A 25,303-nucleotide genomic window follows, 5' to 3' on the forward strand; every position below is an offset into this window, starting at 1 on the left:
CGGCGGGAAAACGCGCGGCAAGGCGGGAGCGTGCCTCGAATCGGCATCCCCGCTTTGCCCCCCTTGCGTGACAGGATCAAGGCGCGAAGGGTAGCGGGCGCGTGATCCCCAGGGCGCTTCGGCCGCCGCTCCCCTTGCGATCGTGACGGCGGCGCCCCATTCTTCCCGCAAAGGCACGGCAGTGTACCGGCCTCTTGTCGGGAGATGACCATGACGCAGACCAGCAGCCGAATCTTCGACGATTTCGCCCGGCTGATGAACGACGCCGCCGGCGTCGCCACGGGCGTTCGGCGCGAGGCGGAGACGGTGATGCGTGCGCAGGCCGAGCGCATCCTGCGCGAGCTCGATGTCGTCACCCGCGAGGAGTTCGAGACGGTGAAGGAACTCGCCGCCGCGGCCCGCGAGGAGAATGAACGCCTCGCCGCCCGCATCGCCGCGCTGGAAGCCAAGGAAGCCAGGCTCGAGGCGACCATCGATCCACCGGATTCGCTCGGCTGAGTTCCAGACCGGGTTGTCCCGGCCGACACCCTGTGGACGCACCGCTTCCCCGCTTGCGGGGGCAGGGCGAATCCCCTGACAATTTTCGTTATGGGCTGCTTTCCTGCGGACCATGGCCCAACGGTCGTAGCGAGGTACGGATTCAGCGCGATATAGTCGGCGAGACGACGATTCGTTCGATTCTCGAATGTGTTGTCGACAAGCCGCCGCGTTGTGTGCGTTCGACCCCCTCCGCGTCCACCCTCGCGAGGTCGAGCATGACCTATACCGATTTTGAAACTGACACCCGCCTCAATCCGCTCGATCTGGTCGAGCGGATGGCCGCGCTCAACGAGTGGTCGTTCGAGCGCTCGGCCGAGGACGAGATCACCATCTCGCTCGAAGGCCGCTGGACGGACTGCCATGTCTCCTTCCAGTGGATGGACGAGGTCGAGGCGCTGCACATTGCCTGCGCCTTCGATCTTAAGGTGCCGGAGAAGCGCAAGACCGAGGTGCTGCGGCTGCTCTCGCTGATCAACGAGCAGATGTGGATCGGCCATTTCGACCTCTGGTCCAAGGAAGGCGTGATCATGTTCCGTCACGCCCTGCTGCTGGCGGGGGCGGAAGCCACGGACCGCCAGTGCGAGGTGCTGATGGAATGCGCCATCGAGGCGGTGGAGCGCTATTTCCCGGCCTTCCAGTTCGTCGTCTGGGCCGGCAAGACGGCGCGCGAGGCGATGGACGCCACGCTGTTCGAGACGATCGGCGAGGCCTGAGGGCGCCGGCCGGCATCGGCCCTCGTCCCGGGAGATGATCCGGAGATCCGGCGGCGCCGGGTCTGGCCGGGCCGTGAGGGAGTGGCTGACGCCGGCTGAGCCGGTTTCGAGGCGGGCGGTCATGCTTCCATTCCCATCGCCAAAAGCGTAGAGGCCCGGGCGCGACGGTGCCGGACGCGCTATGCTGGCGTCCGGAAGACCGCTTTCCTGTCCGCATCGAGATTCAGAGTTCTGAGATGGTCACTCTTTCCGACATTCCCGGCCGCGTGCTGCTCGTCGGCGCCGGCAAGATGGGCGGCGCCATGCTGGAGGGCTGGATCGGCCTCGGGCTCGATCCGGCGCGTGCGGCGGTGATCGACCCGGGCCCGCCGCCGGAAGTGGCGGCGATGATCGAGGCGCGCGGCGTGGCGCTGAATCCGCTGAATGGCGGACCGCCTGCCGTGATGCTGCTGGCGGTGAAGCCGCAGGTCGCCCCCGACGTGCTGGCCAGGGTTTCGCCGCTGGCCGGTCCTGGCACGCTGATCGTCTCGGTGATGGCCGGGCGCACGCTGTCCTTTCTCGAATCCTATTTCCCGCCGGACACGGCGGTGGTGCGCTCCATTCCCAACACGCCGGCGGCCATCGGGCGTGGCGTGACCGTCGCCGTACCGAACGGCGCGGTGACGCCCCAGCAGATGCGCATCGCCGACGCGCTGCTGCGCGCCACCGGCGGGGTCGAGTGGGTGGAGGAGGAGGGGCTGATCGACGTCGCCACCGCCGTCTCCGGCTCGGGGCCGGCCTATGTGTTCCTGCTCGCCGAGGCGCTGGCGGCCGCCGGTGCCGAAGCCGGCCTTCCCGCCGACATGGCGGACCGGCTGGCGCGGGCGACGGTGGCCGGCGCGGGCGAGCTGATGCTGCGCAGCGGCATCGACCCGGCGCAGCTGCGCAAGAACGTCACCTCGCCGAACGGCACCACGGCGGCGGCGCTGGCCGTGCTGATGGACGAGGAGAACGGCTTCGGCCCGCTGCTGGCCGCGGCGGTGGCGGCCGCGGCGCGGCGCTCACGCGAGCTGGCCGGCTGAGCCGTGTCGTCGTCCGCTTGCGCCGCCGCAGGGCGCGCAAACGCAAGGTGCGCAAACGGACGACAAGGCCTTCTCCTCGCCGGAGTCGCGCCTTAGATTGAGGTGGGGCAACGTTCAGGATAGGAGGTCTCCATGGCACGCTCTCCGGGAACGAAGGCCGCCACCGAGAAGGCGGCCGATACGCGTATCATCGCCCTCGACAGCTTCATGGCGCTGCTGGCGCACAAGCCCTTCGAGCGCATCGGCCTCGGCGACGTGGCCGGCGAGGCGGGAATCTCGCTTGCCGAGCTGCGGGCTTCCTTCGGCTCGACCTTCGATATGCTCGCCGCCTTCCTGCGCGAGACCGACCGACAGGTGCTGGCGACCCTGGGCGACGACATGGACGACCAGCCGGCGCGCGACCGGCTGTTCGACGTATTGATGCGCCGCCTCGACGTGCTCGGTCCGCACAAGGCGGCGATCCGCTCACTGGCGGAGTCGGCGCGGCGCAATCCCTTCTTCGCGCTGGCGCTGAACAAGCTCTCGGTGCGCTCGCAGCAATGGATGCTGGCGGCGGCGAAGATCGACACCGCCGGCCTCAAGGGCGCGGTGCGCGCGCAGGGCCTGGCGCTGGTCTTCGCCCGCGTGCTGCAGACCTATCTGCAGGACGACGACCCGGCGCTCGCCCGCACCATGGCGGTGCTCGACCGCGAACTCGTGCGCGGCGAGCGGGTGCTCGGCCTCATCGAGGGGACGGTGCATTTCGCCACCGCCGGACGGCGCGGACGCACGAAGAAGCCGGCCACGCCGCCGGAAGCGCCGGCGGCGGCCTGAGACAAGGTCAATCGAACCAACCGTGAGGAACGCTCCGTGAGCCTGGCGCCGCTGGAACAGATTACGATCGCCGACTTCCTCAAGGTGGATATCCGGGTCGGCACCATCATCCAGGCCGAACCGTTCCCGGAGGCGCGCAAGCCGGCGATCAAGCTGGTGATCGACTTCGGGCCGCATATCGGCTGCAGGAAGTCGAGCGCGCAGATCACCGTGCACTATGCCCCGGAGGACCTGATCGGCCGGCAGGTGGCGGCGGTGGTGAATTTCCCGCCACGCCAGATCGGGCCGGCGATCTCCGAGGTGCTCACGCTCGGCTTCCCGGACGAGGATGGAGCGGTGGTGCTGTTCAGGCCGGACCGCGAGGTGCCCAACGGCGCGCGGCTGTTCTGACGCTGCCTCGACCTGACGGCGGCTTCACACCGGAACCCGGATCGTCGCCCTCAGCCCGCCGAGCGGGCTGTCGCCCAGCATGACGTCGCCGCCATGCGCGCGGGCGGCGTCGCGGGCGATGGTCAGGCCGAGGCCCGAGCCGCCGGCGTCCTGATTGCGCGCGTCGTCGAGGCGGACGAACGGGCGGAACACGTCGTCGCGCTTGTCGGGCGGGATGCCAGGTCCGTCATCGTCGACGGTGATGGTGAGCCAGCGTTCGTCGCGCGTGCCGGCGACCTCGATGCGCGTGCCGTGGCGCCCGGCATTGCCGACCAGATTGGCCAGGCAGCGGCGGAAGGCGTCGAGCCGGATCATCACCATCGGATCGCCGGTATAGGTCGCGCCAATCTTGGCGCCGTGCCGCTCCGCGTTGATGCGCGCATCCTCGATCAGACGGGCGACGTCCGCCATCACCGGGGTCTCGCCGGCATCTTCGCGGGCGAAGGCGAGATAGGCCTCCAGCATGCTCTGCAGCTCGTCGACATCCTTGCGCAGCGCCTCGGTGTCGGGCGTGTCGCCGATCAGCGCGAGCTCCAGCTTGAAGCGCGTGAGGATGGTGCGCATGTCGTGGCTGACGCCGGCCAGCATGGTGGTGCGCTGCTCGATCTGCCGCTCGATGCGGCGCTTCATCTCCAGGAAGGCCAGCGCCGCGCCGCGCACCTCGCGGGCACCGCGCGGGCGGAATCCGACGACGTCGCGACCCTTGCCGAAGGCGATGGCGGCATCGGCCAGCGCCTCGATCGGCTTGATCTGGTTGCGCAGGAACAGGATGGCGACGGCCAGCAGCACCAGCGAGGTGCCGACCATCCACACCAGGAAGATGTGCGAGTTCGAGAGATAGGCCTGGCTGCGGCGGGCGAAGACGCGCAGCACCATGCCGCCCAGCTGCACGCGCACCTCGAGCAGGTTGGAATTGCCGACCGTGTCGGTCCAGAACGGCCGCCGCAGGCGCTTCGCCAGCTCGCCGGTGAAAGCCGAATCGAGAATGGAGAAGAACGGCTTGGGACCGGGCGGCGGCAGCCGCTCGTCGGGCAGGAAGTCGACCGTGAGGCCCATGGTGATCTGGGCGATGCGCTTGATCCGCTCCTGATCCTCCGGCGTCGGAAAGGCAATTGCGAGATCGGAAATGGCGGCGATGTCCTGCGACACGGCGGCCGACAGGCGGCGCGTCACCGTGTTGTAGTGGCGCTCCATGAAGACGAAGGCGAGGACGGACTGCAGGATCACCACCGGCGTGATGATGATGATGAGCGAGCGGGCGAACAGGCCCTTCGGCATCACCCGGTTGAACCAGGCGCCGAAACGGGCATTGTTCTCGCTCATGCGCCGTTGGGTGAGCCGCAGCCGCGCCCGTGCGGCGCCGACCATGCTGGTGTCGAACACGCTCAAGGCGCGACGACCAGACGGTAGCCGACACCCCGCACGGTCTGCACATAGGCGGGGTTGGCCGGATCGCGCTCGATCTTGCGCCGCAGGCGGTTGACCTGCACGTCCACCGCGCGGTCGCCGGCGGCGACGCCGGGCGCGACGAGATCCTGGCGCGGCACGGTCTCGCCCGGCTTCTCGCCGAGCACCCGCAGCATGTCGCGCTCGCGGTCGGTGAGGCGCACCGGCTCGCCCTCGCGGGTCAGCTCGCCGCGCGCGAGGTGGAACACGAACGGTCCGAAGCGGACGGACTCGATCGCCTGCGTCGGCGGCGGCGCGGCGCGCTTGATGATGTTGCCGATGCGCAGCAGAAGCTCGCGCGGCTCGAAGGGCTTGGCGAGATAGTCGTCGGCGCCGATCTCCAGTCCCTCGATGCGGTCGCCGGCGTCCGAGCGGGCGGTGAGCATGAGGATCGGCACGCTCGATGTCTCGCGCACCGAGCGGGCGAGGTCGAAGCCGCTCTCTCCCGGCATCATCACGTCGAAGATCAGAAGGTCGAAGGTGAGGCCAGCGAGGCGCGCACGCGCGTCCGCCGCCGACTCGGCGGTGGTCACGCGGTAGCCGTGCTCGCTGAGGAAGCGGGACAGCAGGTCGCGAATGCGCCGGTCGTCATCGACGATCAGGAGATGGAAGGCGTCGTCGGCGGGCATGGGCCGGGTGTTCCTCACATCCGCGGCCGGGGAAGTGCTGGCAGTGAGCATCAGGGGCCTCGTCAGCCGGCCGAACGGGCGCGGGCCGCGCTGCGCGCCTCCGCGGTCTGATCGGCGCGGGCGATCAGCTTCTCGGTCGGGCTGCGATCTTCCGGGTCGATCATGGCGACAAGAAAGCGGCGCACGAGGTCGCGTGAATCCTGGCCGCTCTCCTCCAGCGCCCGCCTCAGCCGGCCCGACTGGATGGCGACGAACTCCTGGGTCAGCGCCTCGCCCTTGGGCGTGAGATAGAGCAGCCGCTGGCGCCGGTCGGAGGCTCCGGCGCGGCTGTCGATGAAGCCCTGATCCACCAGCTCGCGCAGCACGCGGCCAAGGCTCTGCTTGGTGATGCGCAGGATGTCGAGCAGGTCGGTGACGCGCATACCAGGGTGGCGATTCACGAAATGCAGCACGCGGTGATGCGCGCGACCGAAGCCTATGCCCTGCAATATCTCGTCCGGATCGCTGACGAAGTTCCTGTAGGCAAAGAACAAAAGCTCGATCAGGTCGAGCATCGGCTCGTCCTCGGAAGCGCCGGGGAGACGTGGCGGGGCGGCCGGTCCACCCTTGCCGGGGCGCTGCGTCATCGAGACATTTACGTCAGCCATGTTGACTTTTTTCGTTCTGATCGTTACCCAGATGTCCCGTTCAACGAAAGGATCGTTCGGCCTGCCGCGCGATCCGCTTGAGAACGGGATGAATTCTCGCCCCTTTCGGGAGCGACGAAACGATAACGGGACTTCGGCTGCGAGGCAAAGCATTGCGCTTTCGCGGGGCATGCCGAAAACGTTATGTCGAAGGACATGAGGGAGCCGGTGCCAACCATGGCGCGCCGGCGACCCGGTTGGGAGAATTACCATGGCAAGCGAGCCTTTCGACAAACGCAGCGGATGGATCTGGTACGACGGTGCCTTCGTGCCGTGGCAGGATGCCCAGGTCCACGTGCTGACCCACGGGCTGCACTATGGCAGCTGCGTATTCGAAGGCGAACGCGCCTATGGCGGCGAGGTTTTCAAGCTCGAGGAGCACACGGCGCGCCTGAAGGAAAGCGCCCGGCTGCTCGACTTCGAGGTTCCCTACAGTGAGGAGGCGATCAACGCCGCCTGCCGCGAGCTGTTGGTGCGCCAGAAGTTCCAGGATGCCTATCTGCGCCCGGTCGCGTGGCGCGGCTCCGACATGATGGGCGTCTCGGCGCAGAACAACCAGATCCATCTCGCCATCGCCGCCTGGGAATGGCCGAGCTATTTCGATCCGGCGCAGCGGCTCAAGGGCATCCGCATCGGCATGGCGAAGTATCGCCGTCCCGATCCGCAGACCGCGCCCTCGACCTCGAAGGCGGCGGGTCTCTACATGATCTGCACCATCTCCAAGCACGCTGCCGAGCGCGAGGGCTATGCCGACGCGCTGATGCTCGACTGGCGCGGCCGCGTCGCCGAGTGCACCGGCGCCAATGTCTTCTTCGTGAAGGACGGCGTGATCCACACGCCGGACGCCGACGCGTTCCTCAATGGCATCACCCGTCAGACGGTGATCGCTCTGGCCAAGCGCCGCGGCATCGAGGTGAACGAGCGGGCGATCATGCCGGAGGAACTGGCGACGTTCGACGAGTGCTTCATCACCGGCACCGCCGCCGAGGTGACGCCGGTGTCGGAGATCGCCGGCCAGCACTTCCAGCCCGGCCCGGTCACGAAGACGCTGTTCGAGGACTACATGGCCGAAGTGCAGCCGAAGAAGGCTGTGGCGGCCTGAGCCAGGTTTGCCGATCGGCTTTTTCAGATGAGATGCCCGGCCTCGTGCCGGGCATCGATGTTTTGGGCGGCTGGAGGCGGCACACTAGGCGCCTGCCCGCCCCACTGCGTGTCCCGGACAAGCCGCGCCTCGCGCGGCGCCGATCCGGAACCCAGGGGAGACGTCGCGCAGCGTCGTTGTCGGTTTTGACGCCTGCGGCGGATTTGGGCGCTGGGTCCTGGCGCGGCACTCCGCCTTCGGCTCCGCTGGGCCGGGAAACGAGGTTCCCCCAGCATTCCGCCGCCGCCGCCGGCTCATCCCGACCCGGCTAGCTCCACCGCTCGGCCGCGTCGTCGTCGGCCTCCTTGGCCGCGACCCAGCCATTGCCGTCCGCGCGCTCTTCCATCTTCCAGAAGGGGGCGCGGGTCTTCAGCCAGTCCATCAGGAACTCGGCCGCCTCGAAGGCGGCGCCGCGATGGGCGGAAGCGGTGACGACCAGCACGATGTTGTCGCCCGGCACCATGCGTCCGTAGCGATGGATCACCGTCGCGCCGATGAGCGGCCAGCGCGCGCGGGCCTGTTCGATGAGGCGGCTGATCTCTTCTTCCGCCATGCCGGGGTAGTGTTCCAGCGTCAGCGCGATCAGCGGCGCGCCGCCGGGCGCGTCCTGCGCCCGGCACAGGCCGGCGAAGGTGACGAGCGCGCCGATGTCGGTGCGCCCGCGCGCCAGCATGGCCGCTTCGTCGGCGGCATTGAAGTCTTCGGACTGGATGCGGACGGTGAACATGCTCACCTCCCGGCTCAACCGCCCGTCATGGGCGGAAAGAAAGCGACCTCGCGGGTGCCGCCGAGCGGCGTCTCCGGCCTAGCGTGCCGGCGGTCGAGCGCGGCGCGCACCACGCGCGGATTTTCGAAGGCGTGGGCGTAGCCTTCGCCGCGCGCGCCGAGGAAGGTGGCAAGATCGGCAACAGTGCGCACGCCTTCGGGCAGCTCGATGTCCTCCGCCTCGATCCCGACGCGCTCGCGCACCCAGGCGAAATAGAGGATTCTCAACGGTCGTCCTCAATCAGATGCCGCGCGCCGGCGCGGAAATAATCCCAGCCAGTATACAGCGTCAGCAGCGCGGCGATCCACAGCAGCACGATGCCGATCAATGTGATGCCGGGTATCAGCAGTTCGGCCGCCGGGCCGGCGAGCAGTACCGCGACAGCGACGAGCTGCGCCGTCGTCTTCCATTTGGCGAGGCGGGTGACGGGCACGCTGACGCGCAGCTCGGCGAGAAATTCGCGCAGGCCCGAGACCAGGATCTCGCGGCACAGGATGACGACCGCCGCCCATAGAGACCAGCCGCGGATGGTGCCGTCGGAGGCGAGCATAAGCAGCGAGGTGGAGACCAGCAGCTTGTCGGCGATCGGGTCCAGCATGCGGCCGATGGCCGATTGCTGCGACCAGGCGCGCGCGAGATAGCCGTCGAAAAAATCGGTGATAGCGGCGACGACGTAGATGGCCAACGCCACCCAGCGCAGCCATACGCCGCCTTCAAGGATATCCGACCAGAACAGGCAGGCCGCCACCAGCGGCACCGCCACGCAGCGGCCGTAGGTCAGGAGGTTGGGCAGTGAGTAGGCATGACCGCGCGTCACCTTGGCCGGCTCCCGTCCCGTCTGCTGGCTGGTTGTGACATCGACCATGGTTCGCCGGCTCCCATCACAGGCAGGTAAACACGCAGGCGTGGAACGTCAATCGCATCGCGTCACCTCAATGCAGTCCGGCACCCGTCAAATGATGCGCCGTTGCTGTGGCCATCGCGTGACGCGGATGCCGTTTGGCGCGCTTACCCCGGCTTGGCGTGAAAGAAATCGTAGACCGCGCGGGCGGTGGCCGCGTTGACGCCGGGCACGCTTTCCAGATCGGCGAGCGAGGCGCGCTCAATGGCTTTCAACGTGCCGAAATGGTGCAGCAGCGCCCGCTTGCGCGTCGGGCCGATGCCGGGAATCTCCTGCAGGCCGGCCTGGGTGATGTCCTTCTTGCGCCGCGCGCGGTGCGAACCGATGGCGAAGCGGTGCGCCTCATCGCGCAGCCGCTGCACGAAATAGAGCACCGGGTCGCGCGGCTCCAGCCGGAACGGTTCGCGTCCCCTGACATAGAAGGTCTCGCGGCCGGCGTCGCGATCGGGCCCCTTGGCGACTCCAACCATCGGCACATCGGTGACGCCGAGCGCTGCGAGGGTCTCCTGGGCGGCCTTGAGCTGGCCCGGTCCGCCGTCGATCAGCAGCAGGTCCGGCCAGGCGGAGGAGGCGGCGTCCACTTCTTCTCCCTCTCCCCGTGGGGGAGAGGGTTGGGGTGAGGGGGACGGGGCAATGACGGAAGGCTGCCCCTCACCCGACGGCTGCGCCGTCGACCTCTCCCCGTCGGGGAGAGGTGAAGCGCCCGCCCGCGGGTTCTCCTTCAGCAGGCGGGAGAAGCGGCGGGTCAGCACTTCGCGCATCATGCCGTAATCGTCGCCGGGGGTGAGTTCGGTCGAGCGGATGTTGAACTTGCGGTACTGGCTCTTGGCGAAGCCTTCCGGCCCGGCGACGATCATGCCGCCGACGGCGTTCGACCCCATGATGTGGCTGTTGTCGTAGACCTCGATGCGGCGGGGCACGGCGGGAAGATCAAAGGCGCGGCGCAGCTCCTCCAGCAGGCGGGTCTGGCTGGCGCTCTCGGCGAGCTTGCGGCCGAGCGCCTCGCGGGCGTTCTGCAGGGCGTGTTCGACCAGCTCGCGCTTCTCGCCGCGCTTGGGTGCGGCGATCTCCACGCGGTGGCCGGCGCGGGTGGCCAGCGCCTCCTCCAGCAGCTCGCGCTCGGCGATGTCGTGGCTGAGCAGGATGAGGCGGGGGCAGGGCTTGTCCTCGTAGAACTGGGCGAGGAAGGATTCCAGCACCTCGGCCGGGTCGAGCGCGGCGTCGGCGCGCGGATAGAGCGCGTGATTGCCCCAGTTCTGCCCGGTGCGGAAGAAGAACACCTGCACGCAGGTCGCGCCGCCTTCCTGATGGATGGCGAAGACGTCGGCCTCTTCTACCGAGCGCGGATTGATGCCCTGCGTGCCCTGCACGGCGGAAAGCGCGGCGAGGCGATCGCGCAGCGCGGCGGCGCGCTCGAACTCCAGCTCCTCGGCGGCCTGCTCCATCTCCCGGGCGAGCTGTTCCTTCACCGCCTTGCTGCGGCCTGAGAGGAAGTCGCGCGCCTCGTGGACATATTCGGCGTAGTCGGTATGGCTCACCTCGCCGGTGCAGGGGCCGGCGCAGCGCTTGATCTGGAACAGCAGGCAGGGGCGGGTGCGGGCTTCGTAGAAGCTGTCCGAGCAGGAGCGCACCAGGAACGCCTTCTGCAGCGCGTTGATGGTGCGGTTCACCGCCCAGACTGAGGCGAAGGGGCCGTAATAGTCGCCCAGCCGGTTGCGCGCGCCGCGATGCTTGGTGATCTGCGGCGAGACATGGTCGCGGGTGATGAGGATATAGGGGAACGACTTGTCGTCGCGCAGCAGCACGTTGAAGCGCGGGCGCAACTGCTTGATGAGGTTGGCTTCGAGCAGCAGCGCCTCGGTCTCGGTACCGGTCGAGACGAATTCCATCTCCATGGTGGCCGCCACCATGCGCATGATGCGGGCGGTCAGGCCCGTCGGGCGGGTGTAGGCGACGATGCGCCGCTTGATGCTCTTGGCCTTGCCGACATAGAGCACCGTACCGTCGGTGCCCACCATGCGGTAGACTCCGGGGCCGTTGGGGGCGTGCTTGAGGGCGCGGGTGATGGCGGCGCGGCCCATGGCGACGGAACCCGGCGCGGGCTCCGCCTCTTCGGGCAGGTCGGGAAGGAGGGCCTCGTCCTGGTCGATCTCGGCGATGTCGGCATCGTCGGTGTCGAGGTCGGGCGCGTCAGGGGTGGGGCGGGCGATCATGAGTCCCTAGATACGTATTCGTGACCATGCCGAACAGGGGCTTCGGCTTACCACCTGTCGACGAGCGTGTTAGACGCGGCCCGCTGGGGCGGGGGCGCCACGGAGATTTACACGTGCTTGCAGCGTTGAAGACCGCCGGGGCGGCACACTTTCCGCGCCTGTTCGCGCTGGCGAGCGTTCCGGCCGACTGGCGGGCGGCAACCGATCCCGCCAGCGAACTCCAGTTCCTGCCGCTGATCGTCCGCCCCGGCGACATGGCGTGTGACGTCGGCGCCAATCGCGGACTGTTCACCTATTGGCTGCTGCGGCTCGGGGCGCGGGTGGCGGCCTTCGAGCCGAATCCCGAGATGATGCGCGTGCTGGGGTGCCGCTTCGGTTCTGCGCGGCGCGCCGGGCGGCTTACCCTCTCCGGCCATGCGCTCAGCAACATCGACGGCAGGGCCGTGCTGCATATCCCGCAGGACCATTCCGCGCTGGCGACGCTCGATGGGCGGCTCGACGCGCTGGAGGAGCCGGTCGAAGCCATCACGGTGCCGCGTCATCGGCTCGACGACTGCGTGAGCGGCGAGGTCGACTTTATCAAGATCGATGTGGAAGGACATGAGGCGCAGGTGCTGGAAGGCGCGCGCCGGGTTCTCGCCGCGTACCGTCCCACGCTGCTGCTGGAGGCGGAGGAGCGCCATCGCCCCGGCGCCCTCGATCGGGTACGCGCGATGCTGGAGCCGCTTGGCTATGAGGGGTTCTTCGCGCAGGCGGACGGCCTCCACGCGGTTGCCTATTTCGATGCGGCGCGGCTACAGGCCCCCGGAGCCCTCAACGACGAGGGTACCCATGCGCGGGTGCCGTTCGGCTATGTGAACAACTTTCTGTTCGTGGCGCGGCCGGATGTGCGCGCCCGCCTGATGACGTGGCGGCCGGCCCGCGCCCTGCTGAACGCCTGAGCGTCGGCTCCGCGAGCCACGCGGGCTCTGCGCCTCGGTGCGCGGCCATGCGTACGGGGCGGGTGTGTTTGGGCGCAAACGGGTCTATGGGAGCGGCCATGACCCGTTCGAGCGATGTCGCGTCCCACTCCCCGCTGCCCCTGACCGGTTACGCCCTTGGTGCCACCGGGGCGGTCCTCTTCGCCTCCAAGGGCATCATCATCAAGCTCGCCTATGCCGAGGGGATCGACCCGGAGACGTTGCTGGCGCTGCGCATGGCCTTCTCGCTGCCCTTCTACCTGGTCATCGGCGCGCTGGCGCTGCTGAGGCTCAGGGGCAGGGGAGAGCCATTGCCGGGCATGAAGGTGGTGGTGCAGTCCGTGTTCGTCGGCGTGCTGGGCTACTGGTTCTCCAGCTATGCCGACTTCCTCGGGCTGAAGTACATCTCCGCCTCGTTCGAGCGGCTGATCCTCTACACCTACCCGCTCTACGTCGTGCTGTTCGGCGCGCTGCTGTTCCGCCAGCCGATACGAATGAAGGCGCTGTGGACCTTCGCGGTCGCCTATGGCGGTCTCGCGCTGATTTTCGTCGAGCATTTCTCCGCCGACGGCAGCGGCACGGTGGAGGGCACCTTCTTCGTCAGCCTGGCGGCGATCAGCTTTGCGCTCTACCAGCTGATGGCGCGCCAGCTGTTGACCCGCATCGGCTCGGCGCTGTTCACCTGCATCGCCATGATCTCCGCCTCGGTGGCCTCGCTGACGCAGTTCGCGCTGATCCGTCCGATGGAGGCGCTGCACGTGTCGCCGCACGGGCTGACGCTGGCGCTGATGATCGCCATCGGCGCCACCGTGCTGCCGAGCTTCTTCATGAACGCGGCACTGAAGCGGATCTCCGCGCAGGCCAATTCGATGATCAGCACGGTGAGTCCGGTGGCGACGATGGTGCTCGCCTTCCTGATTCTCAACGAGCGGGCGGGCCCGACGGAGCTTTTCGGCGCCGTGCTGGTGCTGGTCAGCATCGGCTGGTTCACGCTGAGCGACGCGCGCCGGCGCTGAGGGAGCGTCGCGCAACGCCTAGTCCGTCTCCACGTCCAGCGTGCGCCAGGCGAGGTGCTGGCCGCCATCGACCGCGATCAACTGACCGGTGACGCTGGTGGCGCGCGCGAGATAGGCGACGGCCTCGGCGATTTCCTCCGGGCCGGGACCGCGCCCCAGCAGCACCGAGGAGGACTGATGGGCGAAGGCGCCGGCATTCTGCCGGCCATTCGCCAGCGTGGGCCCCGGCCCGACGCCGTTGACCCGCACGCGCGGGGCCAGCGCCTGGGCCAGCATCTTCGTCGCCGACCACAGCGCGTCCTTGGTCAGGCTGTAGGAGAAATAGGTCGGCGTCGGTTTCAGCACGCGCTGGTCGATGATGTTGACGACGGCGCCGCGCGCGTCTTCGGCGAGCTGCGCCGCGAAGGCCTCGGCGAGAAAGACCGGCGCGCGCAGATTGACGGCGAAGTGCCGGTCCCACAGGGCGCGGTCGAGCCTTCCCACCATGTCGGGATGAAATTCCGAGGCGTTGTTGACGAGCAGATCGACCGGCCCCAGCGCGGCGACGGCGGCCGGGATGACGGTTCGAACCGCCTCGGCATCGGAGAGTTCGGCCGCGATGACGGCGACGCGGGCGCCGGCGGCCTCCACGGCGGCCCGCGCATCCTCCGCCTTCGGGCAGGGGCGGCGAACATGGATGGCGACATCGTAGCCTTCCCTCGCCAGCCGGAGGCTGATGGCGCGCCCGATGCGGACGGCGCCGCCGGTCACGAGGGCGACGGGGCGGCGGGCTGGGGCGTCGGGCCGGGAGGCGGTGGTGCCGGTCATGTCGTGTTCATGCGCTGCGATAGGAAGGAAGGTGCACGGGTGTCGCCACGGCTACGCTCGTCGTGCGGGCGTGGATCAACCGTCTTCCTTTACGGCATACCATGCGATGGTGGAAACGCGCGATGTCATCCCCGTTCGCCCGATATGCACTGGATCAGCCGCGTATTCGTTCCGTATCCAAGCATAAATCGCTTTTCGTGATCATCGTGCCGCTCGCGTTAACGTATTCGGATCACGTATAGATTTCATTAAACATAATATATCCTTTCCAGATCGACTAGGATTCCGATCATACATTTATGAGAGCGTCAGCCTTATCTCAGGTGACGAGGGTGTCTGCGCGCGCCGGCAGTTGCCTGGATGAGATTTAGGAGACGACGATGAAAAACAACATTCTTGCGGGTCTCGGGCTGGCCGTACTGCTGACCGCGCCGGCCGCCGCGGCGGACCTGTCCTACCCGGCTCCCGCCGCCTATGCGCCCGCGCCGGTCTTCACCTGGACCGGCTTCTATATCGGTGCCAATGCCGGCTATGGCTGGGGCGAGGCCGACCGTTCGCCCGACGTCGACGGTTTCATCGGTGGCCTTCAGGCCGGCTACAACTGGCAGGGCGCGGGCCCGCTGGTGCTCGGTATCGAGGCCGACCTGCAATATGCCGACGTGTCGAGCTCGGTCTTCACTCTCGACTATTTCGGCACCGTGCGCGCCCGCCTCGGCTATGCCTTCGACCAGTTCCTCGTCTACGGCACCGGTGGCTTCGCCTATGGGCGCGGCACCTTCGAGACGTTCGGCCTGTCGAACAGCCAGAACCAGTTCGGCTGGACCGTGGGCGCCGGCGCGGAGTACGCCATCGACAACAATTGGAGCGTGAAGGGCGAGTATCTCTACGTCGATCTCGGCGAGGAGACCTATTCGACCCTGTTCGGTCCGCGCGATGTCGGCGCCACGGCCAACGTGCTCCGCGCGGGTGTGAACTACCGCTTCTGAGCGTCGCCCGGCGCCCCGGCGCACCGGGCCGCTGCGAACCGAAGACGTCCGACGGCCGCATCGTCTCCATCGGGGGAGGGGGCGGCCGTTCGCGTTTTCGCCGGACCGGTGGGGCCGCAAACGCGAATTTGTGACATCTGCGCCACAGGGTATCGCTCTTCGCTGGGCGATCATGGCAAAATTGTTGCGTCGAACACTCATTTGTGAGTGGCGAAATTACCGTCGGAAATCAAGCGGCCGCGCGGCTTTGATCGTGATCTGTCCGGCACTTAGCGCGCTTCGGCGAGGGCCGAATGGGGCGTTTCCGCCGCAATCCGGCCCTCGACATGCCCATGTGGGCCTCTACTTCAACCTCCGAACTGAGTTGCGTTCCTGTTTGCAGGTTCATTCGGAGAGTACCCATGAAGAAGATCATCAGCTCGGGCGTTGCCGCGGTCGCCCTTCTCGTCGCGGCCCCCGCTTTCGCGGCCGACATCGCGCAGCCCTATCCGACCAAGGCGCCGCCGATGATCGCCGAGCCGGTGTTCACCTGGACGGGCTTCTATCTCGGCGCCAATGCCGGCTATGCCTGGGGTTCGGGCGAGGCCGGCGCCAACCTTCTCGGCCTCGATCCGGATGGCTTCCTCGGCGGCGGCCAGATCGGCGTGAACTACCAGTTCGACAACAATGTCGTGCTGGGCGCCGAAGCCGACTTCCAGGGGTCGGACATCAAGGACAGCCGCTTCGGCTACTCGTCCAAGATGGACTATTTCGGCACCGTCCGCGCCCGTCTCGGCTATGCATTCGGCAATGTGCTGCCCTACGTGACCGGCGGTCTCGCCTGGGGTCATAACGAGGTCAAGGACACCGTCCTCGGTCTCAGCGCCGACAACACGGCGGTCGGCTGGACGGTCGGCGGCGGCGTGGAATACGCCCTCACCAACAACTGGACGGTCAAGGCCGAGTACCTCTACATGGACCTCGGCGAGGACTACTACACCAGCATCGGCGACAAGAGCGGCCTGACCGCCAACATCGTTCGCGCCGGCGTCAACTACAAGTTCTGATGCCCGCCTGAGCGTTTCCTGCGCTTTGCGAAGGCCCCGGTCCCTGCGACCGGGGCCTTTTTCTTTGCGCTCATTCCGTCAGGTCAGGCCGCCGGGCGGTCAAAGTCGCGGATCGGTTGCCTCGAAAGCAGGCACGCGGGCGGCGAAGTCGTCAAGCCAGGCGACCAGCGCGGGATGGTCGGCGCGCCAGGCACCGGCAAAGCGCAGGTCGAGATAGCCGAGTGCGCAGGCGAGCGCGATCTCGCCGACATGGGCGGCGCCGCTGACGGAGCCCCCCGCCGGTGAGGCCGATTCAAGGGCGGCGAGGCCGCGCGCGACCTTGCCGGCCTGATGGTCGAGCCAGCGCGTGCTGTGCGTGCCCTCCTCGCGGAAGCGGGTCTCGTAGACCTGCAGCAAGGCGGCGTCGGCAATGCCGTCGGCGAGGGCGAGCAGGGTCAGCGCGGCGACGCGCGGCTCGCCGCTCACGGGAATGATCACGCCGCCGCCGGCGGCCGCGTCGAGATAGTCGAGGATCACGCGGGAATCATAGATCGATCCGCCCTCGTCCCGCAGCAGGACGGGAATCTTGCCGAGAGGATTCTGGTCGCGCAGCGTGTCGGCGGGATCGGACGTGTCGGCGGCCAAGACATCGAGATGGATGTCGCATAAAACGGCGCCGATCTTGACTTTGCGGCCGAAAGGGGAGGCGGGGGAGGAACGCAGCTTCATCGGACACGACGCCAGTTGGGGCGATGCCGCCCGGGAACGACATGCCCGCGACGCCTCCACCCGGCCGCGGCGGAGCACCCCGGCTTCCGCCGGCAGGCTTATCAGTCGGCCAGTTGAAGGTCGATGGCCTTGGGCCCCTTGCCCCGCTTGTCCGGCTCCACCTCGAAGCTCACGCGCTGGCCCTCGGCGAGCGAGGTGAGCCCCGAGCGCGTGACCGCCGAGACATGCACGAACACATCCCGCCCGCCATCGTCCGGACGAATGAAGCCATAACCCTTCTCGGTATTGAAGAACTTGACGGTACCCGTCGTCGCCATGCGCCTGCTCCTTACCCTCGGACGGGCGCGCCCATCCGCCGGTTTTTTCCTCTGCGGAGGAGGAAGCAAGACCGATGCCGGATGGCGACGGGGAGCGGGCTTTACCTCTCCGGTGTGAGCCAGCCGACGCGCACGCGGCCGGAACCGTCCGTCGCGAGCACCGGCGCCAGCGCGCTCAGCACGGTGCGCAGTTCCTCGGCAAGGGTGAAGGGCGGGTTCACCACGATCATGCCGCAGCCCGACAGCGTGTCCACCTGCCGCACGACGCGCAGGTCGAACTGGATGCTCAGCGTCTTGGGGATGCCGGCGCGCTCGATCTCGCGGCGGAAGGCGTCGACCGCGCGCACGTCCTTGATCGGATACCACAGCGCGTAGATGCCCGTCGCCCAGCGCCGGTGCGCTTCGGCGAGGCCCTGCGCCAGGCGGTGGAACTCACCCGGCTCCTCGAAAGGGGGATCGACCAGCACCACGCCGCGCCGCTCCTTCGGCGGCAGGTAGGCTTGCAGCGCCTGCCAGCCATCGGTCGCCAGCACCTTGGCGCGGGCGTCGCGGCCGACCGATTCCTCCAGTGCCGCCCGCACGCCCGGCTGCGTCTCGCAGAACAGCAGCCGGTCCTGCGGACGGCTCAGCGCCTGCGCGATCAGCGGCGAGCCGGGATAGCGGCGCAGTTCCGCCGCGAGCGCCGCGTCGTCCGCCGCCGCTGGGTTGACCGCGCGCACGGCGTCGAGCCAGGGGGCGAGCAGCTCGCCGACCGCCGGGGTGAAGCGAGCACGCAGCACCGCGCCGATGCCGCCCTCCCACTCGCCGGTGCGGCGGGCCTCGTCGCCGGCGAGGTCATAGAGGCCGGCACCGGAATGGGTGTCGATGACACGAAACGGCGCATCCTTGCGCCCGAGATAGGCGAGGATGCGCACCAGCACGACATGCTTGACGACATCGGCGAAATTGCCGGCATGGAAGGCGTGGCGGTAGTTCATCGCGCACTCACGGACGGCCGGCGCTTTCGCGCAGAGGCGGCATCACGACACGCTGCGCGCGGCAGGCGCGGCGGTCGGTCTCCGGGCAGGCGGCGAAGCCGAGCGCGCGGTTCATGCAGATCCGTACCTCGGTGAGCCGGCGGCCGTCGCAAGCGACCGCGATCATGTCCGGAGCGAGGCCGGGATTGGCGGCGCGGAAGGCGGCCTCGACCTCGCCGGGCGACACCATGCGGTAGTCGTCGAGACGGTGGAAGGCGGCGGGGATCGCCACCTTGCCATAGGCGCGGCGCACCGTGTCGAAATAGGCGGTGGCGCTGGAGCCGGAGCAGGTGCCGTGCTTGCGCCACTGATGCAGCACCAGCCGGCGGCTCGGCATGATGTCGAGCATGGAGCGCACCACGGGCTCCGGCACGAAGGGGGCGGGCGAGACGCAGAATTCCGGCCAGCCGCGCGCAAATTGCGGCCACAAGCCGTGCACGACGAAGGCGAAGGGGCGGGCGCCTTCGCATTGCGCCGGCTCGGCGCGCTCACCCATCGCCTCGCAATAGGAGGGCGACCAGGAGAGCGTCAGGACATAATGATCGAAGCGGCCGGGCGCGCCCTTGTGCTGGGCGAAAGCGGCGGCCGGCCAGAGCGTCAGCGCGGCGAGCAGCAGCCGCGCCGCAACGGCAAGCCTCACGGCCGCGCCATGCGGCAGTTCGGTGCGTAGGTCCAGGAGCGGTCGAACCCTTCGACGCACCACTCGACGCCCCAGGACAGGCCGAGGAACCCGCCATCCTCGATCAGCGAGTACCACACGGTGTGGCGGCGCGGACCCGCCACCGCCTTGCCGGCGGGCTTGCCGTCATAGGCGCCGCTGCCATAGGCGCCCTCGGTGCTGAAGTTGGGCGCACCCTCGACGCCGGAGATGACGACGTCGGCCCTGCAGTAACGGCGGGGCATGTACTCCTCGCCCCACGGCCGGAAGGCGACTTCGCGGACGTGGTCGAAGCTGTCGATGGTCAGGCTGGAGTTCCAGAAGCGCGATTCGGTGGTGGCGAAGTTCCGCTGGATGCGCGACAGCGCCTCGGCCGTGTCGCAGGCCGGCACGTTGCCGCTGTAGTTCGGCCCGGACAACCAGAAATTCTTCTCGAAGAAATTCGCGGCGTGGGCGCTGCCGAGCGAGGCCGCCAGCATGCCGGCGACGGCGAGGCCGCACATTGCCCGCTTCATCACACCCGTCGCACCCAAACCTTCGACACGCATCGCACGTCTCCCAAACCCAGTGCGCGGAAGATGCGTCGGCCCCGCCGCGGGGTCAATGACGAGGAGGCCACACTCCGCCGGATTCCGGCACCGTCGCCTCAGATGAGGCGGATCACATAGAGCTTGCGGGTCGTCTCGACGACTTCCCACACGCCCTTGAAGCCGGGACGGATGGCGAAGCTGTCGCCGGCCTTGACCGTCACCGGCGCCTTGCCGTCCTCGTGCAGGATCGAGACGCCCTCGGTGATCGAGCAGAACTCCCATTCCTCGTAGTCGACGCGCCAGGCGCCGGGCGAGGATTGCCAGATGCCGGCGAACAGCGCGCCGTCCGGCAGGGTCTCGACGTTCCAGGTGAGGTGGCGTGGCGCGCCGGAGACGATGCGCTCGGGCAGCGGCTCGGTTTCCTCCGGCGCTCCGAGGGTGGCCGGATCGAAGGAAAGCAGGAACGACATGCGCGGCCTCGTGCGGGAGCGGTCTCGATGGGCGGGGCGCCGGAAACAAGAGCGGCGCGGTCATCCTGATGGATGCGCCGCGCCGTCTCAAGCCGCTTCGGGGCCCCCCAGCACCGAAGCGAGTTGCTATTCCGCCGGGGCCGGCTGCGCTGCGTCCGCGGGAATCGCGGACGGCGCCAGTTCCAGCGCGGCGTATTTCGCGCAGGCGAACAGGAAGCCGGCGACCAGAAGGTAAGCAAATGCCACTGTCGGTGTCACGGCAAATCCGACGGTTTCCCCATGCATGAAGCCGAAAAAGGTGAGGACGGCGCCGGCGAGGGCGAAGGCGGCGGCGTTGAGCAATTGCCGCTCGACCACGAAGACGCCGATCGCGCCGAGCACCAGGCCGACGAGAATCGCGCCGCCGCCCATGACCTCCAGCCCGTGATAGAGCACGCCGACGGCGCCGAGCTTCTCGATGCCGAGAGCGGCGGCCGAGGTTCCGGCGATGCCCAGCGTGTTGTCGATGAGCAGTTTCGCCCATGCCGCCAGATGCGGGGTGATGGCGAGCACGACGGCGGGGGCGTGCTTCGACGGCGTGGTCTGGAACGCCTGCGCGCCGATCAGCATGCCGATGTAGAGCAGGATCGGCGAGATGGCGACGACCGGGATCAGTGCCAGCAGCAGGGCGATGATGCCGAACCAGGACAGGACGATGACCATCAGGCCGGTGGCGGCGGAATAGCCGATGCGCCCGCCCATCGATTTCCAGCCGGGATGGCCGATATAGACGGCGTTGATGAAGGGGTTGCCCATCAGGCAGCCGATGAGGCTGACGACGCCGTCGGCGGTGAGCACGCGGGTGGTGGGGTAGTGATCGCCCGCCGCCTCGGCGCTCTCCACATTGTCCATCGCCTCGACGAGATCGTAGATGCCGAAGGGAATGGCGGTGACGAGGATGACGCCGAGATAGTTGAAGCCGTGGAAGACGTGGTCGAAGGCCGGCAGCGGCACCGAGAAGCCGAAATTGGCGAAGGCGGCGCCGACATTGTCGAGGCTCATGCCACCATAGTTGAGGCCGACGAGGTTCGAGCCCCAGGCAATGATCATGCCCACCGCGATGGCGACGAGGCCGGCGGGAATGCCCTTGGGGTATTTCACGCCGCCGAACCAGCTCACCATGATGATGGCGAAGCAGACGAGGCCGATCACCGGGGTGGCGAAGATCTCGAAGGCCGGGCGCATGGCGATGAAGGCGATGGAGACGCCCGCCAGCGTGCCGAGCAGCGCGGCGCGGGGGGTGATGCGCCTTATATAGGGCGCGACGAAGCCGCCGATCATCAGGATGAAGCTCTGGAAGAACACCCAGACCAGGCCGGCCTCCCAGCCCTGTATCGGATCGCCGGTGGCGGCGCCGATCGGCAGCATGATGACGAAGGTGACGACGAACATGTGCGGCACGCTGATGCCCGAGGGCAGGGCGCAGACATCGTCGCGGCCGGTCTTCTTCGCCAGCTGGTAGCCGAGGAAGGCGTAATAGGCGGTGGAGAGGAACATCATCAGGCCGACCGCCGGCAGGATGCGGCCGAAGACGATCTCGGGCGGCATCTTCAGCACGAATTGAAGCAGGCCGGTCAGCACCAGCATGTTGACGAGGATGTTGGTGCCGAAGCCGAACAGGGCGTTCCAGTCGCCGCGCGTCCACAGGGTCGGGCGCATGCCGACGCGGGCGGGTGAGATCGGGGTCATTTCAGTCGCGGACATGCTCGGTATCCCTCGAAGGACGAATGACGGGTGAACGCGGGTCACAGGCGGCGCGAGGCGCCGGACGCGGCAGGCGGTGTCAGGCGGCGCTGGAGTGCGCCGCGCCGGATGCGGAAGCGGACTTGTTGCCGAGTGCGGCGAGGAGCGCGGCGGAATCGGAGACCCAGCCGAAGATCCCGCCCTGCGCCTTGATCATGTCGAGGCCGACGCGGTGGAATTCCGGGAAGTAGGAGGCGCAGCAATCGGCCAGCGCCACGCAGCGATAGCCGCGATCATTGCCCTCGCGGATGGTGGTGTGGACGCAGACTTCGGTAGTGACGCCGGCGACCAGCAGCGTGTCGACGCCGCGGTTCTTCAGCATGAGTTCGAGGTCGGTCTGGTAGAATGCGCCCTTGCCGGGCTTGTCGAGCACCGGCTCGCCAGAGGCGGGAGCGAGCTCGGCGATGATGTCGTGGCCGGGCTCGCCGCGAATGAGGATGCGGCCCATCGGGCCGGCGCAGCCGATGCGGGCAGTGGGCGCGCCGCGCTCCACCTTGGCGGGCGGGGCGTCCATCATGTCCGGGCGGTGGCCCTCCCGGGTGTGGATGACCAGCATGCCGGCGGCGCGGGCTGCCCGCAGCGCCGCCTTGCAGGGGCCGACCGCCGCCTGCAGCAGCGAGACGTCGTTGCCCAGCGTCTCGCCGAAGCCGCCGGGCTCGAGGAAATCGCGCTGCATGTCGATAATGACCAGCGCGGTGCGGGCGGGATCGAAAGCGAGGGGCTGCGGTTCGGCGGCAAGAAGCGCGTCGGTCATTGGCCATCCATAGTCTAGACGGGACCCGTCGGGCGGGGCCCTTTGTTCATGCATGCAAGAATGTATGCATCACGTGTGCCAATGGCGAAAAAACAAGCAATTTTAAGATAATACTATGATTTAAAAGGATATATGCGGAGATGGTCATCCACAAAGGCTAGTGCGTTTCTGCCCATCATCGTGGCAAATGGTGCCATTCGAGGCGCTTCCCGGAGATGCGCCACGGATTGGTTCGCCTGTGACCGGCAAGGCGCGCGGGTGGCCTTTGCTTGGACCGATTCTCCCCCCATATTCCCGCCATGGCCAAAGCTGCACGTCCCGGCGGGTTCTCCGAGCGCTCCCAGCGCGCTTTCGAACCCGCGCAAGTCTCCACGCTCGATCCCGCCCTCGCCGAGAAGCTCGGCGTGGCGCCGACCTCGGGTGCTTCCGCCACGGTCGCCGCCCTGTCGGCGCTGATCGAGGGCGGCCGCCCGGAAGTCGACGGCCAGCTCTGGATGCCGCACCGCCCGGCGCGGCCGGAGAAGTCCGAGGGCGGTGTCCGGTTCGTGCTGAAATCGGACTACACGCCGAATGGCGACCAACCGGAAGCGATCAAGGAACTGGTGGCGGCGGCGAATGAGGGCGAGCGCGACCAGGTGCTGCTCGGCGTCACCGGCTCGGGCAAGACCTTTACCATGGCCAATGTCATCGAGCGGGTGCAGCGCCCGGCACTGGTGCTGGCGCCGAACAAGACGTTGGCGGCGCAGCTCTATGGCGAGTTCAAGAGCTTCTTCCCCGACAACGCGGTCGAGTATTTCGTCTCCTACTACGACTACTACCAGCCGGAAGCCTACGTTCCGCGCACCGACACCTTCATCGAGAAGGAATCCTCGATCAACGAGCAGATCGACCGCATGCGCCATTCGGCGACGCGCTCGCTGCTGGAGCGCGACGACGTCATCATCGTCGCCTCGGTCTCCTGCATCTACGGCATCGGCTCGGTCGAGACCTATGCCTCGATGACCTTCAAGATCGAGGTCGGCGAGCGGGTCGACCAGAGGCAGCTCCTCGCCGACCTCGTGGCGCTTCAGTACAAGCGCACCCAGGGCGATTTCGGCCGCGGCACGTTCCGGGTGCGTGGCGACGTGATCGAGATCTTCCCGGCGCATTACGAGGATCGCGCCTGGCGCGTCTCCCTCTTCGGCGACGAGGTGGAGAGCATCCAGGAATTCGATCCGCTCACCGGGCAGAAGTCGCAGGAGCTGAAATTCGTCAAGCTCTACGCCAATTCGCATTATGTGACGCCGCGTCCGACGCTGATCCAGGCGATCCACGGCATCAAGGCGGAGCTGAAGCACAGGCTCGACGAGCTCAATGCCATGGGCCGCCTGCTGGAGGCGCAGCGGCTGGAGCAGCGCTGCACCTTCGACCTCGAAATGATGGAGGCGACGGGTAGCTGCGCCGGTATCGAGAACTATTCGCGCTGGCTCACCGGCCGCCGCCCCGGCGAGCCGCCGCCGACGCTGTTCGAATATGTGCCGGACAACGCGCTGATCTTCTGCGACGAGAGCCATGTGACGATTCCGCAGATCGGCGCGATGTATCGCGGCGACTTCCGCCGCAAGGCGACGCTGGCCGAATACGGCTTCCGGCTGCCCAGCTGCATGGACAACCGGCCGCTGCGCTTCGAGGAGTGGGAAGCGATGCGGCCGCAGACGGTGCATGTCTCGGCCACGCCCGGCAAATGGGAGATGGAGCGCACCGGCGGCGTCTTCGTCGAGCAGGTGATCCGCCCGACCGGCCTCGTCGACCCGGAGGTCGAGGTGCGCCCGGCCCGCACGCAGGTCGACGACCTGCTGGGCGAGGTGCGCGCCACGGCGGCGAAGGGCTACCGCACGCTGGTGACGGTGCTCACCAAGCGGATGGCCGAGGACCTCACGGAGTACCTGCACGAGAACGGCATCCGCGTGCGCTACATGCATTCGGATATCGACACGATCGAGCGCATCGAGATCCTGCGCGACCTGCGCCTGGGGGCCTTCGACGTGCTGATCGGCATCAACCTGCTGCGCGAGGGGCTCGACATTCCCGAATGCGGGCTGGTCGCCATCCTCGACGCCGACAAGGAGGGCTTCCTGCGCTCCGAGACGTCGCTGATCCAGACCATCGGCCGCGCGGCCCGCAATGTCGACGGGCGGGTGCTGCTCTATGCCGACACCATCACCGGCTCGATGGAGCGGGCGATGGCCGAGACCGAGCGCCGCCGCACCAAGCAGGTCGCGTGGAATGTCGAGCACGGCATCACGCCGGAGAGCGTGAAGAAGGCGATCGGCGACATCCTCAACAGCGTCTATGAGCGCGACCATGTGACGGTGGATTCCGGCCTCGCCGAGGGCGCGGCGACCTATGGCAACAACCTCGCCACCGTCATCGCCGATCTCGAAAAGCGCATGCGGGCGGCGGCGGCCGATCTCGACTTCGAGCAGGCGGCCCGCCTGCGCGATGAGGTCAAGCGGCTGCAGGCGACCGAGCTGGCGATCTCCGACGACCCGCTGGCGCGGCAGGACAGCGTCGACGACCGCACCGGCGGCTATCGCGGCGAGCGCAAATATGGCCGCTCGGCAAACCTCCCCGCCAAGGAGGGCGGGCGTGCGAAAGGGCGGACGCCCCGCTCTTCGCCGGGGCATGTCTCGGCTGGCGCGGGAGCGCGCGCGGACGAGGCGCAGGCAGTGTATGAGCCGGGCGCGCCGCCGACGCTCGCGCCGCGCGCGGCCTCACGCATCGTCAAGCCCTCGCTCGACGACATGGGCCCCGGCACCGACCGCGTGGAGCCGCTGCGGGTGGAGGACTGGGTGCGCCCGGAGCGGCCCGATCCGATGACCAAGGGCCATCGCAAGGGCGGGCGGCGGGCTCCGAAGCGGTAGCGGGCGTCGGGGC

The 25,303-nt window shown here is 68.0% G+C and carries 27 protein-coding genes; 11 read left to right on the top strand and 16 right to left on the bottom strand.

Annotation, left to right across the window (positions count from 1 at the left end):
• Positions 1–210: 210 nt before the first annotated feature.
• From AC1PZ7_RS10265 to AC1PZ7_RS10285, 5 genes are all read left to right on the top strand, one after another.
• Complete coding sequence (locus AC1PZ7_RS10265; RefSeq protein ID WP_482359365.1) at positions 211–498, top strand: accessory factor UbiK family protein; 288 nt, start codon at positions 211–213, stop codon at positions 496–498.
• A gap of 257 nt (positions 499–755) precedes the next feature.
• Complete coding sequence (locus AC1PZ7_RS10270) at positions 756–1,253, top strand: type III secretion system chaperone family protein (RefSeq protein WP_482359366.1); 498 nt, start codon at positions 756–758, stop codon at positions 1,251–1,253.
• A gap of 236 nt (positions 1,254–1,489) precedes the next feature.
• Positions 1,490–2,314: a pyrroline-5-carboxylate reductase gene (gene proC, locus AC1PZ7_RS10275; protein ID WP_482359367.1), complete on the top strand. Its 825-nt coding sequence runs from the start codon at positions 1,490–1,492 to the stop codon at positions 2,312–2,314.
• 132 nt (positions 2,315–2,446) lie between these two features.
• Positions 2,447–3,127 carry a TetR/AcrR family transcriptional regulator gene (locus tag AC1PZ7_RS10280; protein WP_482359368.1) on the top strand — a complete coding sequence of 227 codons (681 nt, stop codon included), beginning with the start codon at positions 2,447–2,449 and terminating at the stop codon, positions 3,125–3,127.
• Between the two features lie 36 nt (positions 3,128–3,163).
• Complete coding sequence (locus AC1PZ7_RS10285) at positions 3,164–3,517, top strand: tRNA-binding protein (RefSeq protein WP_482359369.1); 354 nt, start codon at positions 3,164–3,166, stop codon at positions 3,515–3,517.
• Positions 3,518–3,541: 24 nt separating this feature from the next.
• Here the strand turns inward: AC1PZ7_RS10285 and AC1PZ7_RS10290 are convergent, their stop codons facing one another.
• Genes AC1PZ7_RS10290 through AC1PZ7_RS10300 form a run of 3 tightly spaced genes read right to left on the bottom strand, consistent with a single transcriptional unit; the run spans position 3,542 to position 6,278 of the window.
• Complete coding sequence (locus AC1PZ7_RS10290) at positions 3,542–4,945, bottom strand: ATP-binding protein (RefSeq protein ID WP_482359370.1); 1,404 nt, start codon at positions 4,943–4,945, stop codon at positions 3,542–3,544.
• Positions 4,942–5,682 carry a response regulator gene (locus tag AC1PZ7_RS10295; protein ID WP_482359371.1) on the bottom strand — a complete coding sequence of 247 codons (741 nt, stop codon included), beginning with the start codon at positions 5,680–5,682 and terminating at the stop codon, positions 4,942–4,944. Before AC1PZ7_RS10295 ends, AC1PZ7_RS10290 begins: the two co-directional genes overlap by 4 nt.
• An 11-nt stretch (positions 5,683–5,693) precedes the next feature.
• Positions 5,694–6,278, bottom strand: coding sequence for a MarR family winged helix-turn-helix transcriptional regulator (locus AC1PZ7_RS10300; RefSeq protein WP_482359372.1), 585 nt, complete (start codon positions 6,276–6,278; stop codon positions 5,694–5,696).
• A 250-nt stretch (positions 6,279–6,528) separates the two neighbouring features.
• On the opposite strand from AC1PZ7_RS10300, the gene AC1PZ7_RS10305 reads away from it, so the two are divergent.
• Positions 6,529–7,419 (top strand): branched-chain amino acid aminotransferase, encoded by an 891-nt coding sequence (locus AC1PZ7_RS10305; RefSeq protein ID WP_482359373.1) that lies wholly within the window; start codon positions 6,529–6,531, stop codon positions 7,417–7,419.
• A gap of 307 nt (positions 7,420–7,726) precedes the next feature.
• Here the strand turns inward: AC1PZ7_RS10305 and AC1PZ7_RS10310 are convergent, their stop codons facing one another.
• The 4 genes from AC1PZ7_RS10310 to uvrC form a co-directional block, all read right to left on the bottom strand.
• Positions 7,727–8,185, bottom strand: coding sequence for a molybdenum cofactor biosynthesis protein MoaE (locus AC1PZ7_RS10310; RefSeq protein WP_482359374.1), 459 nt, complete (start codon positions 8,183–8,185; stop codon positions 7,727–7,729).
• Between the two features lie 14 nt (positions 8,186–8,199).
• On the bottom strand, positions 8,200–8,451 hold the full coding sequence (gene moaD / locus AC1PZ7_RS10315; protein ID WP_482359375.1) for a molybdopterin converting factor subunit 1: 252 nt from the start codon (positions 8,449–8,451) through the stop codon (positions 8,200–8,202).
• Positions 8,448–9,041, bottom strand: a complete 594-nt coding sequence (gene pgsA / locus AC1PZ7_RS10320) for a CDP-diacylglycerol--glycerol-3-phosphate 3-phosphatidyltransferase (protein WP_482359613.1) — start codon at positions 9,039–9,041, stop codon at positions 8,448–8,450. Before pgsA ends, moaD begins: the two co-directional genes overlap by 4 nt.
• A gap of 191 nt (positions 9,042–9,232) precedes the next feature.
• Complete coding sequence (gene uvrC, locus AC1PZ7_RS10325) at positions 9,233–11,338, bottom strand: excinuclease ABC subunit UvrC (protein WP_482359376.1); 2,106 nt, start codon at positions 11,336–11,338, stop codon at positions 9,233–9,235.
• A gap of 113 nt (positions 11,339–11,451) precedes the next feature.
• On the opposite strand from uvrC, the gene AC1PZ7_RS10330 reads away from it, so the two are divergent.
• Together AC1PZ7_RS10330 and AC1PZ7_RS10335 are read left to right on the top strand one after the other, a co-directional pair.
• Entirely contained in the window at positions 11,452–12,279 is an 828-nt protein-coding gene (locus tag AC1PZ7_RS10330; RefSeq protein ID WP_482359377.1) for an FkbM family methyltransferase, read from the top strand.
• A 98-nt stretch (positions 12,280–12,377) separates the two neighbouring features.
• On the top strand, positions 12,378–13,313 hold the full coding sequence (locus tag AC1PZ7_RS10335; RefSeq protein ID WP_482359378.1) for a DMT family transporter: 936 nt from the start codon (positions 12,378–12,380) through the stop codon (positions 13,311–13,313).
• 18 nt (positions 13,314–13,331) lie between these two features.
• Here the strand turns inward: AC1PZ7_RS10335 and AC1PZ7_RS10340 are convergent, their stop codons facing one another.
• Positions 13,332–14,120, bottom strand: a complete 789-nt coding sequence (locus AC1PZ7_RS10340; RefSeq protein ID WP_482359379.1) for an SDR family oxidoreductase — start codon at positions 14,118–14,120, stop codon at positions 13,332–13,334.
• Positions 14,121–14,500: 380 nt separating this feature from the next.
• On the opposite strand from AC1PZ7_RS10340, the gene AC1PZ7_RS10345 reads away from it, so the two are divergent.
• Both AC1PZ7_RS10345 and AC1PZ7_RS10350 read left to right on the top strand, forming a co-directional pair.
• Positions 14,501–15,106, top strand: coding sequence for an outer membrane protein (locus AC1PZ7_RS10345; protein WP_482359380.1), 606 nt, complete (start codon positions 14,501–14,503; stop codon positions 15,104–15,106).
• Between the two features lie 401 nt (positions 15,107–15,507).
• Entirely contained in the window at positions 15,508–16,152 is a 645-nt protein-coding gene (locus AC1PZ7_RS10350) for an outer membrane protein (RefSeq protein WP_482359381.1), read from the top strand.
• A gap of 99 nt (positions 16,153–16,251) precedes the next feature.
• Here AC1PZ7_RS10350 and AC1PZ7_RS10355 read toward each other — a convergent pair whose 3' ends face one another.
• The 8 genes from AC1PZ7_RS10355 to AC1PZ7_RS10390 all read right to left on the bottom strand — a co-directional run bounded on the left by AC1PZ7_RS10355 (position 16,252) and on the right by AC1PZ7_RS10390 (position 22,387).
• Complete coding sequence (locus tag AC1PZ7_RS10355) at positions 16,252–16,860, bottom strand: glutathione S-transferase family protein (protein ID WP_482359382.1); 609 nt, start codon at positions 16,858–16,860, stop codon at positions 16,252–16,254.
• 101 nt (positions 16,861–16,961) lie between these two features.
• Positions 16,962–17,177, bottom strand: coding sequence for a cold-shock protein (locus tag AC1PZ7_RS10360; RefSeq protein WP_482359383.1), 216 nt, complete (start codon positions 17,175–17,177; stop codon positions 16,962–16,964).
• Positions 17,178–17,278: 101 nt separating this feature from the next.
• Positions 17,279–18,154, bottom strand: a complete 876-nt coding sequence (locus AC1PZ7_RS10365) for a 23S rRNA (adenine(2030)-N(6))-methyltransferase RlmJ (RefSeq protein ID WP_482359384.1) — start codon at positions 18,152–18,154, stop codon at positions 17,279–17,281.
• A 7-nt stretch (positions 18,155–18,161) separates the two neighbouring features.
• Positions 18,162–18,833 (bottom strand): ribonuclease T2 family protein, encoded by a 672-nt coding sequence (locus AC1PZ7_RS10370; protein ID WP_482359385.1) that lies wholly within the window; start codon positions 18,831–18,833, stop codon positions 18,162–18,164.
• The gene (locus AC1PZ7_RS10375; protein ID WP_482359386.1) at positions 18,830–19,399 is read right to left on the bottom strand and encodes a hypothetical protein; all 570 of its coding nucleotides are present in this window, start codon (positions 19,397–19,399) and stop codon (positions 18,830–18,832) included. Before AC1PZ7_RS10375 ends, AC1PZ7_RS10370 begins: the two co-directional genes overlap by 4 nt.
• Before the next feature lie 98 nt (positions 19,400–19,497).
• The gene (locus tag AC1PZ7_RS10380; protein ID WP_482359387.1) at positions 19,498–19,851 is read right to left on the bottom strand and encodes a cupin domain-containing protein; all 354 of its coding nucleotides are present in this window, start codon (positions 19,849–19,851) and stop codon (positions 19,498–19,500) included.
• A 126-nt stretch (positions 19,852–19,977) separates the two neighbouring features.
• Positions 19,978–21,594: a regulator gene (locus AC1PZ7_RS10385; protein ID WP_482359388.1), complete on the bottom strand. Its 1,617-nt coding sequence runs from the start codon at positions 21,592–21,594 to the stop codon at positions 19,978–19,980.
• A 79-nt stretch (positions 21,595–21,673) separates the two neighbouring features.
• Positions 21,674–22,387, bottom strand: a complete 714-nt coding sequence (locus AC1PZ7_RS10390) for a cysteine hydrolase family protein (protein WP_482359389.1) — start codon at positions 22,385–22,387, stop codon at positions 21,674–21,676.
• A 299-nt stretch (positions 22,388–22,686) separates the two neighbouring features.
• On the opposite strand from AC1PZ7_RS10390, the gene uvrB reads away from it, so the two are divergent.
• On the top strand, positions 22,687–25,290 hold the full coding sequence (uvrB, locus tag AC1PZ7_RS10395) for an excinuclease ABC subunit UvrB (RefSeq protein ID WP_482359390.1): 2,604 nt from the start codon (positions 22,687–22,689) through the stop codon (positions 25,288–25,290).
• The last annotated feature ends 13 nt before the right edge of the window (positions 25,291–25,303 follow it).

The sequence above is a fragment of the Ancylobacter sp. TW_SC_1 genome (assembly GCF_056836805.1).